Genomic DNA, 12,889 nt, shown 5'->3' on the forward strand with positions numbered 1-12,889 from the left:
ATGCTGATCCCCGTGATTCTGTCCGGCGGTGCCGGTACTCGTCTGTGGCCGGTGTCCCGCGAGGGCCATCCCAAGCCGTTCATGACCTTGCCCGACGGCCAGTCGCTGCTGGGCAAGACCTATCAGCGTGCCGCCGCATTGCTGGACGGCTGGGGCGACATCGTCACGGTGACCAACCGCGAGTACTACTTCCAGAGCAAGGATCACTATTGCGCCGCCCACGTGTCGCGCCATCGCGGGCACTTCCTGCTGGAGCCGACCGGGCGCAACACCGCCCCGGCGATTGCCGCCGCCGCCCTGTCGCTGCAGGCGCTGCACGGCGACGATGCAATCATGGTGGTGATGCCCGCCGACCATCTGATCGTTAATCAGGAAGCGCTCAAGAGCGCCGTCGAACACGCGGTCAACCTGGCGAAGGACGGTTATCTGGTGACCTTTGGTGTGCTGCCGAACGCCCCGGAAACCGGCTTCGGCTACATCGAAACCGGCGCACCGCTGGACGCCAAAGGCGCAGCGAAAGTGCAGCGTTTCGTGGAAAAGCCCGACCTGCAGACCGCCACCCATTACCTGGAAAGCGGCAACTTCCTGTGGAACTCGGGCATGTTCTGCTTCACCACCGCGACCCTGATCAACGAACTGCAATTGCACGCCCCGGAGCTGCTGGAACAGACCCGCGCCTGCATGGAGGCCAGCGCCGCGGTGGAAACCGCCGGCTGTCTGCAACAGGAACTGTCGCCGACACTGTTCGCTGAGATCACCGACATCTCCATCGATTACGCGCTGATGGAACGCTCCGACAAAGTCGTAGTGGTGCCCGCCGGTTTCGACTGGAGCGACATCGGTTCATGGGGCGCTGTGGCGGCGCTGGTGCCGGCCGATGCCGACAACAATCGCGCCAGCGGCGAAGCGGTGTTCATCGACAGCCACAACAACTTCGTGCAGAGCGAAGGCCGACTGGTGGCCGCCGTCGGTGTGGATAACCTGATCATCGTCGACACCGCCGACGCGGTGCTGGTGGCCCATGCCGATCGCGCCCAGGATGTGCGACGCGTTGCCAAACAGCTCAAGGACAAATCCCACGAAGCCTACCGCCTGCATCGCACGGTCAGCCGTCCGTGGGGCACCTACACCGTGCTCGAGGAAGGCCCGCGCTTCAAGATCAAGCGCATCGTGGTCAAGCCCGGCGGCAAGCTGTCGCTGCAAATGCATCATCACCGCAACGAACACTGGGTGGTGGTCGAAGGCATGGCCAAGGTCACCAACAACGGCAGCGGCACGCATCTGGTGGCCAAGAACGAATCGACGTTCATTGCCGCCGGCCACCGCCATCGCCTGGAAAACCCCGGCGTCATCGAACTGGTGATCATCGAGGTGCAAAGCGGCGAATACCTCGGTGAAGACGACATCGTGCGCTTCGAAGACCAATACGGCAGGACGGTTTGATGCTGCTTTCCCTGTATCGCTCGCTGCGCAGCTACCGCGGATTCATCCTCGGCAGCGTCAAGCGGGAGTTTCAGGCGCGTTATCGCAATTCGCTGTTCGGCGCGCTGTGGACCGTGCTCAACCCGTTGTCGATGATCGTTGTGTACACGGTGATCTTTTCCCAGATCATGCGCGCGCGCCTGCCGGGGGTCGATGACGGTCTGGCCTACAGCGTGTACCTGTGCGCCGGCCTGCTGACCTGGGGACTGTTCGCGGAAATCACCTCGCGCAGCCAGAGCATGTTTCTGGAAAACGCCAACCTGCTGAAGAAAATCAGCTTCCCGCGCATCTGCCTGCCGGTGATTGCGCTGCTCAACGCCGGGATCAACTTCGCGATCATTCTCGCGCTGTTCTTCGGCTTTCTGCTGATCAGCGGGCGCCTGCCCGGCATGGCGCTGCTGGCGCTGATTCCGCTGTTGCTGGTGCAGGTGATCTTCGCCGCCGGGCTGGGGATGATCCTCGGCATTCTCAACGTATTCTTCCGTGATGTCGGGCAGATGTTCGGCATCTGCCTGCAGTTCTGGTTCTGGCTGACACCGATCGTTTACCCGCTGTCGATCCTGCCGTCGGGCATCCAGCAGCTGATCAGCCTCAACCCGATGACGGCGCTGATGACCAGTTACCAGAACATGTTCCTCTACAACCAATGGCCGAACTGGCAGTCGCTGCTGCCGTTGCTGATCCTCGGCCTGCTGTTCTGCGCCATGGCCCTGCGCCTGTTCCGGCAACGTGTCGGCGAAATGGTGGATGAACTCTGATGGGGCATATACGCGTCAGTGGCCTGGGCAAGGCCTACAAACAATACCCCAATCGCTGGAGTCGGTTGTTCGAATGGCTGGTGCCATTTTCCGGCACCCGGCACCACTTGCACTGGGTTCTGCAGGACATCGATTTCGAGATTCAACCCGGTGAAGCGGTCGGCATTGTCGGGGTCAACGGCGCGGGCAAAAGCACGCTGCTGAAGATGATCACCGGCACCACGCAACCGAGTTGCGGGCAGATTCAACTGCAAGGCCGCGTAGCCGCCCTGCTGGAACTGGGCATGGGTTTCCACCCGGACTTCACCGGCCGCCAGAACGCGTTCATGGCCGGCCAGTTGCTGGGCATGCAGGTCGAGGAGATCGAAGCGCTGATGCCGCAAATCGAGAGCTTTGCCGAAATCGGCGAAGCCATCGATCACCCGGTACGCACCTACTCCAGCGGCATGCAGATGCGCCTGGCCTTCAGTGTTGCCACCGCCAGGCGTCCGGACATCCTGATCGTCGATGAAGCACTGTCGGTGGGCGACGCCTACTTCCAGCACAAAAGCTTCGAGCGCATCCGCAACTTCCGCAAGGCCGGTACCACGTTGCTGATCGTGTCCCACGACCGCTCGGCGATTCAGTCGATCTGCGACACCGCGTTCCTCCTGGAGAACGGCCGCCTGGCCATGCGCGGCAAACCCGAAGAAGTCATGGACTACTACAACGCCATGCTTGCCCAGCGCGAAGGCCAGATCGTGCGCCAGGAAATGCTCGCCAACGGCCAGGTGCAGACCATTTCCGGGACTGGTGAGGCGGGGATTGTCAGCGTGCGTCTGCTCGACACTCAAGGACGCAGTCTGGAAGTGGCGGAAGTCGGCCAGCCGGTGGTGCTGGAAGTTCAGACCGCAGTGCGCGAGGACATCGAACGGCTGGTGCTGGGCTTTCTGATCAAGGACCGCCTCGGCCAGGCGATCTACGGCATCAATACCCATCGCCAGGATCAGGCGATCAGCGACCTGAGTGCAGGGGAACAGGTGACGTTCCGCTTCGCCTTCGACATGCGCCTGGGCAAGGGCAGCTATTCGGTGGCGCTGAGCCTGTCGCGGCTGGATTCGCATCTGGATCGCAACTTCGAATGGCGCGATTACGGTCTGGTCTTCCACGTCATCAACAACCGTCAGGAAGACTTTGTCGGTTGCTCGTGGCTACAGGCCCGGACCGAGATCAGCCGCTCCAGCGAACACCCAACGCCGCAGCCAGACAGGGAGATCTCGCGATGACACGACTGTTGATGGAATGCACCTACGTTTTCGAACACCCGTCCGCCAACTCGGGCATTCAACGGGTGGTGCGCAACGTCATTCAACAGTTGCCCGACGCCAACACCGAGCGCGAATGCATCCCGGTGGTGATGCTCGACGGCGCCCTGTATCAAGTGAAAAGCCTGGCGCCGATCAAGACCCCGAAAATCAATCTGACCAGCCTGCGGGTGAAGCTGGAACAGTGGGCCAACGGCTTCTGGCTGCGCCATCGTGCTTTGGAACGACGCCGGCCTTTCAGCCAGTCGCATTTCGCCCGGCGGGTGTTGTACGTGCTCTGCCGGCTGACCGCGTTCGCCTGTTTCAGCCTGCCGATGCGCGTGCTCGGGCGCCTGCTCAAGGGCAAGCCGGTGCCCGAGCGCTGCGTGCCATTGCAACATCAGGCTGGTGATCAACTGGTATTGCTCGACTCGTCCTGGCACGCCAACTTTTTCCCCTTGGCCGAACAACTCAGACGCGACGGCGTCGGTATCGTTTCGGTGATCTACGACCTGATCCCGCTGACCCATCCACAGTTTTGCGACGCGGGTCTGGTCAAGGTGTTCAACGACTGGTTCGACTGGATTGCGCGCACCGCCGATGGCTATGTCGCGATCTCGACCACCATCCGCGATCAGGTGCGCCAGGAGATGCTGCGCCGGATCGGCACGCAACAGGTGCAGCAGCGCTGGTTCGATTATTTCCACCTCGGTTCCGAACTGGACCTGACCGACGCCGCAGCGGAGGTCGATCGCAACCTGCTGAACCTGTTCAAGACCCCGGAGCCGGTATTCCTGATGGTCAGCACCATCGAGCCGCGCAAGAACCACACCTACCTGCTCGATGCCTTCGAGCAGGCCTGGGCTGCCGGCTCCACGGCGCGCTTGTGCATTGCCGGGAAAATCGGCTGGAAGTGCGAGGCGCTGATCGAGCGAATCCGCCAGCATCCACAACTCAACCGTCGCCTGTTCATGTTCAACTCGCTCTCGGACAAAAGCCTGGAGCACGCTTATTCCCACGCCACGGCGCTGGTGTTCCCGTCGCATGTCGAAGGGTTCGGCCTGCCCTTGGTAGAAGCCATGCAACGCGGGCTGCCGGCGATGGCCAGCGACATCCCGGTGTTCCGCGAAATCGGCGGCGATTACATGGCGTATTTCGATCTGCACAACCCGCAGAGCCTTACCGACCTGGTGCTCGGGATGGAGCGCTCCGGGCAGTTTCCGGCGCCCATGAGCCTCGACCAATGGCGCTGGCTGAGCTGGCGCGAAGCGAGCGCGCAACTGGTCCAGGGCATCGAGCGCAACCTGAACCATCCACTGCCCGCATCCGAAGGCCAGCATGCGCATTGCTCTTAACGCGCGGATTCTTCAGGCGCCACGCGCCGGCATCGGTCATTACGTCGCCGAACTGGTCCGCGCCTTGCGCAGCACCACCGACGTCGAAGTAGCGTTGTTCCATGGCTGGGGCTGGAGCTCGGTCTTGCCGGAGGCGGCCATGCCCGGCTATTCGCGCCTGACGCCACTGCTGCGGCAGATCCCCGGGGCCTATCAGGCACGGCGCTGGCTGGAGCAGAAACGTTTCGATCAGGGCCGTGCGCAAGGCATTGATCTGTATCACGAGCCGAGCCTGTGGCCGCTGGCCTTCGACGGTCCGACCGTGATCACTCTGCACGACCTGACCCACCTGCACTTTCCTGACACCCAACCGGCGGCGCGTCTCAAGGAAATCGAACGGCGTCTGGTGGCTGGCGTGCAACAGGCGCAACGGATCATCACCGACTCGCAGGCAATTGCCGACGAGGCGCAGGCTTATTTTGGTCTGCCGGCCGAGCGTTTCGTGGTGGCGCCACTGGGTGTGGCCGAGCGTTTTCATCCACGGGAGTCGCACGCCATCGAGGCAGTGCTCAAGGCCCACGCCGTTGTCGCACGCGAATACTTCGTGTGTGTCGGTACCCTGGAACCGCGCAAGAATCTGAGCCTGGCGCTGCGTGCCCACGCCCTGCTACCAGAGGCCGTGCGCCAGCGTTTTCCGCTGCTGATCGTCGGCATGGCCGGTTGGCAACAGGCCCAGTTCAGCGATGAACTGCGCCTGGCCCTGGCCTCAGGGCACGTTTGCCTGCTCGGCTATCTGCCGGATGAACAGGTCGCACAACTGCTGGCCGGCGCCCGTGCGCTGGTGTTTCCGTCGCTGTATGAAGGCTTCGGGTTACCGGTACTGGAGGCCATGGCCAGTGGCACCCCGGTGATCCTCACCCGTTCTTCAGCCATGCCGGAAGTCGCCGGCCCGGCAGGCAACTACATTGAACCTGACGATGCACACGGCTTGCGCGATGCGCTGAACCGCCTGATCGACGATCAAGCGCATTGGCAGGCCTGCCGAGAAGCCGGATTGCACCGGACGCGGCTTTTTTCCTGGGAACGTTGCGCACAGGCCACCGCCGGTGCCTACCGCCAGGCCATGGGAGGCTGAATGCGAGTTCTTCATTTTTTCAAGACGTACCTGCCAGATTCGGTCGGCGGCATCGAACAAGTGATCTTCCAGCTCTGCGAAAGCGGCGCGCATCACGGCATCGACGGCCAGGTGCTGACCCTCAGCGCCGACCCGACCCCTGCCGTGATGCAACTCGGGCAACACGAAGTGCATCGCGCCAGACTCGACATCCAGTTCGCCTCCACCGGGTTTTCCTGGAGCGTGTTCAAACAGTTTCGCGAGCTGGCGGCTGAGGCCGATGTAGTCAACTACCACTTCCCGTGGCCGTTCATGGACCTTGTGCACTTTGCCAGCGGCATGAATAAACCGAGCGTGGTGACCTATCACTCGGACATCATTCGCCAGAAGCAACTGCTCAAACTCTACCGGCCGCTGATGAACCGCTTCCTCGCCAGCGCCGACCGGATTGTCGCGGCCTCGCCGAACTACTTGCACACCAGCGATGTGTTGCAGCAGTTCCAGGACAAGACCCGGGTGATTCCGTACGGTTTGAACAAGGCCGGTTATCCACAGGCCGACAGCGAACGGATGACTCGCTGGCGCCAGCAGCTTGGGGATAAGTTTTTCCTGTTCGTCGGGGTCATGCGTTATTACAAGGGGCTGCACATCCTGCTCGATGCCTTGAAGGACCTGGACTATCCGGTGGTGATCGTCGGCGCCGGGCCGCTCGAGCTGGAGTTGCACGCCCAGGCTGCTGCGCTGGGCCTGCGTAACATCCACTTCCTCGGGCGCCTGGGCGATGAAGACAAGGTCGCCCTGCTGCAACTGAGCTACGCCATCGTGTTTCCGTCGCATCTGCGGTCCGAAGCGTTCGGCATTTCGCTGCTCGAAGGCGCGATGTACGGCAAACCGATGATCTCCAGCGAAATCGGTACTGGCACCAGCTACATCAATATCCACAACGAAACCGGGCTGGTGGTGCCGCCGAGCAATCCTCTGGCGTTTCGCGAGGCGATGCGCGCCCTGTGGGAAGACCCGGCGCGTGCGGCAGCCATGGGCGTAAAGGCCGAGGCGCGCTACCGGCAGCTGTTCACCGCCGATGAAATGGGCCGCAAGTGGACCGAGTTGTATCAGGAGTTGCTGGAAGAGAAAGACCTGTCTTACGCCTGATCCACCACAACACATCACTCCTCTGTAGGAGCTGCCGCAGGCTGCGATCTTTTGATCCTGGGTTTTCAAAATCAAAAGATCGCAGCCTGCGGCAGCTCCTACAGGGGGGCATTACAGATCCAGCACCAGCAATTGCTCGCTCTGCGCCGGCACCGCGCAGCAAATCAGCACCTGCCCCGCTTCCGGCATGTCTGCCGGGGGCTGTGGATAATTCACCGCACCGCTGACCAACCGCGTCTTGCAGGTGCCGCACGAACCTCCACGGCAACTGAACTCGGGGCGCAGGCCACGGCTTTCTGCGAGCTCCAGCAGACTGCCGCCGTCCGGCTGCCAGCGAGCCTCCTTGGCAGAACGTTCGAACATCACCGGTACGGACGTGATGGCGGCCGGTGGTTGCTCGATGACCGCCGCATCCGGATCCGGCTGGCGCTTGAGCGTCGAGGGGCCGAAGGTTTCGGCGTGTATCCGCGCGTCGCGTATGTCCAGCTCACGCAGACTGTCGTAGACACTTTGGGTAAAAGCGCCGGGACCACAGACCGCAAAATCGATCTGGTCGTAATCCTCGACCTCCAGCAGATCGCGCAGCAATGCCCGATCAATGCGCCCATGGCGGTCGAAATCCTCGCCCTCGTGCGCATCGGCTTCCGGCTGACTGAGCAGGCGAATCACCCGTACCGCATCGCCAGCACTTTCCAGCACGCGATCGATTTCCTCGCGAAACGGCTGATCGGCCAGGCTACGCGAACTCTGCAGCAACCACGTCGGCCGAATCCGCCGGGTGCGCAGGCCTTGATACACCACCTCGCGCAGCATCGACAGCAACGGCGTGATGCCAATCCCCGCCGCCAGCAGCACCAGCGGCCGGTGTTCCAGCGGCGCCACCGTGAAGTGCCCCTGTGGCGCCCTTGCCTCAAGGACATCGCCGACCCGGACCTGCTGGTGCAAGTGGCCTGAAACCAGGCCCTCGCGTTTCACACTGATGCGCAGGAAATCATCCGATGGCGCACTCGACAGGCTGTAAGTACGGATATGCGTTTCACCGTCCAGGGTGAAGCGCAGTGGCAGGTGCTGCCCGGCCTGAAACACCGGCATCCCCGCGCCGTCGTCCGGTTGCAGATAGATCGAGCGGATGTGCTGGCTCTCCCTTTCGATACGGGTCACCCGCAGCGGCCGCCAGCGGTCACCCAGGGCCTTGGCCTGCAAGCGTGCATCGGCCTGGGCCCAGGTGCCGGTCAGCAGGCTGGTGGGCGACATGCCGTCGAAGCGCCAGCGCAAGGCCAGTGCCGCCGGACGCCGCACTAACTTCTCCACCTCGAACGTCCACAGGCGCTCGGCGCCTTGGAACGCTTCGATCTGCGGCCCGTCGAGGATGATTTCGGTCCGCCCGCTCAGTTGCAGCACATCGCCTGTGGAAAAGTCGATGAACAGCAGACCAGCCTTGGGATTGAGCAGCAGATTGCCGAGCGTGTTGAAGTGCAGGTTGCCGGCAAAATCCGGGATGGTCAGGCGATTACCTTCAACCCGGACAAATCCGACCTGCCCACCGCGATGGGAAACATCCACCGCACGTTGTCCGTCCGCATCGACGTAACTGGCGACAAAGAAGGTGTCGGCGCTCTCGATCATGACTCTGGCCGCATCATCAAGACCGTCGCCGTGCTGCGCTGGCCGCGTCTGCGGATCGCTCAGCGGCACGCGCTGGAACTGGCGCAGTTGAATGTATTGCGGACAGTTGCCGAAAGCCTGATCCACGCTCACCTCGAAACCCTGCGCGGTCAGATTGTCGACATGACCGTTGAGGCGATTGCGGCGGCGGGTATGCAACTCAATGCCGAGCAACCCGATCGGCTCGCCATTGCGCAATTGCGCCGGATCATCGGCAGCGGGTTGGCTGGCGAAATGCAGGTGCTCGGGATCAGGCGAATGAGCAAATCCCGGCGCGCCTTCGAGCACGCTGGCCCATGGTCGCCCGTCGGTATCGACCGCGCCGTACAGCATGAACGGTAATTGCTCATAAAATGCACGGTGCTGATCCGGCATCCAGTCGCGAATCACTTTTCGGCCGAAGGCCTCCATACGCTCGGCAACGCCGACATGGGCCTGCAGTTGTTGCTCGCCAGCGTGCCACGGTGAACGTTCCATCACGCATCTCCCCGCGCCGCCGGCGCATTGTGGATAACTCGATCGGATCGGGCCAGACCCTCAGGCAGTCTTCTGCAGACCGGCGACCGTGCGCGGCATGCCGACAAAACCGGGCAAGGCTTCGACACGCGCCAGCCAGGCACGCACATTGGCGTAGTCGTCCAGCGACACGTTGCCTTCCGGCGCATGGGCGATGTAGCTGTAGGCGGACACGTCAGCGATGGTGGGTTCGCTGCCGGCCAGGTACGGGGTCTTGCCCAGTTCCACCTCCATCACTTTGAGCAGGTTGTGCGCGCGGGTGATCGCTTCTTCAGCATTCAACTGTGCGCCAAACACCGTCACCAATCGTGCAGCAGCAGGTCCGAAAGCAATCGGCCCGGCAGCGGCCGACAACCAGCGCTGTACCCGTGCCGCACCGACCGGATCGGTCGGCAGCCAGCGGCCATTGCCGTACTTGAGCGCCAGATACACCAGAATCGCGTTGGAGTCGGCCAGCACCACACCGTCATCGTCGATCGCCGGCACCTGACCGAAACTGTTGATCGACAGATACGGCGCCTGCTTGTGCTCACCCTTGGCCAGATCGACCAGAATCAGTTCAGTCGGCAGTTGCAGCAGGGACAACATCAGCTCCACCCGATGGGCGTGGCCGGAACGCGGGAAGTTGTAGAGTTTGATCGCTTGCATGGTCGACTCCGCTGGAGAGGGCGCCGTTCGGGATGGCAGCGCCGATGGAGGCCATCTTCCACCCATCTTCAAAGCAACAGAATCACCAGCAATCGCAATCGATTATTTCACCGGATGAAATAAAGCCGCGTTTTGCAGCGCCGGATGCTCTCGCAAGGCCTTCACCGCATGGTCGACAAAACTGCGCACCCGCGCTGGCGCCTTGCGTCCGCCCTGATACACTACGTGAATCGGCAGCGGTGGCAGTTCGAAATCGGCGAGGACAATTTCCAGTTCACCGCAGGCCACCTTGCCGGCGACCTGATAGGACAACACCCGGGTCAGCCCCAACCCCAGGCAGGCCGCAGTAATCGCCGCCTGGTTGGCGGTGACCACCAGCCTCGGTTCGGGTCGCACGCTGAGCGCTTCGCCCTGATCCACAAACGGCCAGTTGCGCAACTGACCGATGGCCGAGGTCGCCACCACTGGCGCACCAGCCAGTGCCTGCGGATGCACGGGACGGCCGTGTCGAGCCAGATAGGCCGGCGAACCACAGATCACCCGTCGTACTTCGCCGACCCGGATCGCGTGCTGATTGCTGTCCGGCAACTCACCGATGCGCACCGCGACATCGATGCCCTCCTCGACCATGCTCACCACCCGATCGACCAATAGCGCATTGATCGAAACGTCCGGGTATTGCGTCAGATAAGCCGCCATCAGCGGTGTGACAAACAACTCACCGAACAAAACCGGCGCGGTCACCGTCAATTGCCCACGCGGCTGGGCGTGACTGCCGGCCGCCGAATCCTCGGCTTCCTGCACCTCGGCGAGAATTCTCCGACAGTCTTCCAGATAACGCTGACCGGCCTCGCTGAGGTGCACAGTGCGTGTTGTGCGAATCAGCAACTGCGTACCGATGCGCTGCTCCAGTGCCGCCACCGCGCGGGTGACACTGGCCGCGGACAAGCCAAGACGTCGCGCCGCCGCCGAGAAACCCTGCTCTTGGGCCACGGTGGCGAAGATCTGCATTTCCTGGAAGCGATCCATGGATGTCCTCGAGTCAGATACAAAAATCGCAGCCGTGGCTGCGATTTTTGCGGGTCATACCAGCTGTGGATAACTTATTCCACCGTCACCGACTTCGCCAGGTTGCGCGGCTGGTCGACGTCGGTGCCCTTGAGCACGGCGACGTAGTAAGACAGCAACTGAAGCGGGATGGTGTAGAGGATCGGCGAAAGAATGTCGTGGATGTGCGGCATCTGCACCACGTGGGTGCCTTCGCCGTTGGTCATCCCGGCTTTCTCGTCAGCGAACACGATCAGTTCACCGCCACGGGCGCGGACTTCCTGCAGGTTGGACTTGAGCTTCTCCAGCAGTTCGTTGTTCGGCGCCACGGTAACCACCGGCATGTCGTTATCCACAAGCGCCAGCGGGCCGTGCTTCAGTTCGCCAGCCGGATAGGCTTCGGCGTGGATGTAGGAGATTTCCTTAAGCTTCAAGGCGCCTTCCATCGCCACCGGGAACTGCGCGCCACGGCCAAGGAACAGGGTGTGGTTCTTCTCGGCGAACAGCTCGGCGATTTTTTCCACGGTGCTGTCCATCGCCAGCGCTTCGCCCAGACGGGTCGGCAGGCGACGCAACTCTTCCACCAGCGTGGCTTCAACGTTTTTGCCGAGCGTGCCGCGGACCTGACCCAGAGACAGGGTCAGCAGCAGCAGGCCGACCAGTTGCGTGGTGAACGCCTTGGTCGAAGCCACACCGATTTCGCGACCGGCCTGGGTCAGCAGCGTCAGGTCGGATTCACGCACCAGCGAGCTGATGCCGACGTTGCAGATCGCCAGGCTGGCGAGGAAGCCCAGCTCTTTGGCATTGCGCAGCGCGGCCAGGGTGTCGGCGGTTTCACCGGACTGGGAGATGGTGACGAACAGGGTGTCCGGCTGCACCACCACCTTGCGGTAACGGAATTCGCTGGCGACTTCGACCTGACACGGAATACCGGCCAGTTCTTCGAGCCAGTAACGCGCGACCATACCGGCGTGGTAGCTGGTACCGCAGGCGACGATCTGCACGTTGCGCACTTTGGCGAACAGTTCGGCAGCCTGTGGACCGAAGGCCTGCACCAGCACTTGATTGTTGCTCAGACGACCCTCGAGGGTACGCTGCACCACGACCGGCTGTTCGTGGATTTCCTTGAGCATGTAATGACGGAACTCGCCCTTGTCGGCGGCTTCGGCACCATCGCTGTATTGCACGGTCTGGCGCTCGACGGCGTTGCCGTTAACGTCCCAGATCTGCACGTTATCGCGGCGAATTTCGGCGATATCGCCTTCTTCTAGGTACATGAAACGGTCAGTGACCTGACGCAGGGCCAATTGGTCGGAGGCAAGGAAGTTCTCACCCAGGCCCAGACCGATCACCAACGGGCTGCCACTGCGTGCGGCAACCAGACGATCAGGCTGCTGTGCGTTGATCACGGCCAGACCGTAGGCGCCGTGCAGCTCTTTGACGGTGGCTTTCAGCGCAACGGTCAGGTCAGGCTGATCCTTGAGTTTGTGGCTCAGCAGATGCGCGATGACTTCGGTGTCGGTGTCCGAAGTGAACACGTAACCCAGTGCTTTCAGTTGCTCACGCAGGGCTTCGTGGTTCTCGATGATGCCGTTGTGCACCACAGCGATGTCACCAGAGAAATGCGGGTGCGCGTTACGCTCGCAAGGTGCACCGTGGGTCGCCCAACGGGTGTGGGCGATGCCGAGGCGGCCGACCAGCGGCTGCGCGGCCAGCGCCGCTTCCAGTTCGCTGACCTTGCCCGGACGGCGCATGCGCTCGAGCTTTTCGTCGTTGGTGAAAACTGCCACACCGGCGCTGTCATAGCCGCGGTATTCAAGGCGCTTGAGGCCTTCAAGCAGGATGGCGGTGATATTACGTTCAGCTACTGCGCCGACAATTCCACACATG

General features: G+C 62.2%; 10 protein-coding genes. 6 read left to right on the forward strand and 4 right to left on the reverse strand.

Going from position 1 to position 12,889, the window contains the following annotated elements; translation table 11 throughout:
- The 6 genes from LOY52_RS27130 to LOY52_RS27155 are packed head-to-tail and all read left to right on the forward strand — an operon-like array spanning position 1 to position 7,123.
- A complete protein-coding gene (locus LOY52_RS27130; protein WP_258677464.1) occupies positions 1–1,443 on the forward strand; it encodes a mannose-1-phosphate guanylyltransferase/mannose-6-phosphate isomerase in 1,443 nt (480 codons plus the stop codon).
- Complete coding sequence (locus tag LOY52_RS27135) at positions 1,443–2,240, forward strand: ABC transporter permease (RefSeq protein WP_258677465.1); 798 nt, start codon at positions 1,443–1,445, stop codon at positions 2,238–2,240. Before LOY52_RS27130 ends, LOY52_RS27135 begins: the two co-directional genes overlap by 1 nt.
- Positions 2,240–3,505 (forward strand): ABC transporter ATP-binding protein, encoded by a 1,266-nt coding sequence (locus tag LOY52_RS27140; protein ID WP_258677468.1) that lies wholly within the window; start codon positions 2,240–2,242, stop codon positions 3,503–3,505. Before LOY52_RS27135 ends, LOY52_RS27140 begins: the two co-directional genes overlap by 1 nt.
- Positions 3,502–4,878 carry a glycosyltransferase family 1 protein gene (locus tag LOY52_RS27145; protein ID WP_258677469.1) on the forward strand — a complete coding sequence of 459 codons (1,377 nt, stop codon included), beginning with the start codon at positions 3,502–3,504 and terminating at the stop codon, positions 4,876–4,878. The genes LOY52_RS27140 and LOY52_RS27145 overlap by 4 nt, the downstream gene beginning before the upstream one ends.
- Positions 4,862–5,992, forward strand: a complete 1,131-nt coding sequence (locus LOY52_RS27150; protein ID WP_258677471.1) for a glycosyltransferase family 1 protein — start codon at positions 4,862–4,864, stop codon at positions 5,990–5,992. Before LOY52_RS27145 ends, LOY52_RS27150 begins: the two co-directional genes overlap by 17 nt.
- Positions 5,993–7,123 (forward strand): glycosyltransferase family 4 protein, encoded by a 1,131-nt coding sequence (locus LOY52_RS27155; protein WP_258677473.1) that lies wholly within the window; start codon positions 5,993–5,995, stop codon positions 7,121–7,123.
- Between the two features lie 111 nt (positions 7,124–7,234).
- Here the strand turns inward: LOY52_RS27155 and LOY52_RS27160 are convergent, their stop codons facing one another.
- From LOY52_RS27160 to glmS, 4 genes are all read right to left on the reverse strand, one after another.
- Positions 7,235–9,265 (reverse strand): pyridoxamine 5'-phosphate oxidase family protein, encoded by a 2,031-nt coding sequence (locus tag LOY52_RS27160; RefSeq protein WP_258677475.1) that lies wholly within the window; start codon positions 9,263–9,265, stop codon positions 7,235–7,237.
- A gap of 60 nt (positions 9,266–9,325) precedes the next feature.
- Complete coding sequence (locus LOY52_RS27165; protein ID WP_258677476.1) at positions 9,326–9,952, reverse strand: glutathione S-transferase family protein; 627 nt, start codon at positions 9,950–9,952, stop codon at positions 9,326–9,328.
- Positions 9,953–10,054: 102 nt separating this feature from the next.
- Entirely contained in the window at positions 10,055–10,981 is a 927-nt protein-coding gene (locus LOY52_RS27170; protein WP_258677477.1) for a LysR family transcriptional regulator, read from the reverse strand.
- A gap of 74 nt (positions 10,982–11,055) precedes the next feature.
- Positions 11,056–12,888, reverse strand: a complete 1,833-nt coding sequence (glmS, locus tag LOY52_RS27175) for a glutamine--fructose-6-phosphate transaminase (isomerizing) (RefSeq protein ID WP_258677478.1) — start codon at positions 12,886–12,888, stop codon at positions 11,056–11,058.
- Position 12,889 lies beyond the last annotated feature (1 nt).

The sequence above is a fragment of the Pseudomonas sp. B21-051 genome (assembly GCF_024748795.1).
Lineage (GTDB): Bacteria > Pseudomonadota > Gammaproteobacteria > Pseudomonadales > Pseudomonadaceae > Aquipseudomonas > Aquipseudomonas putida_A.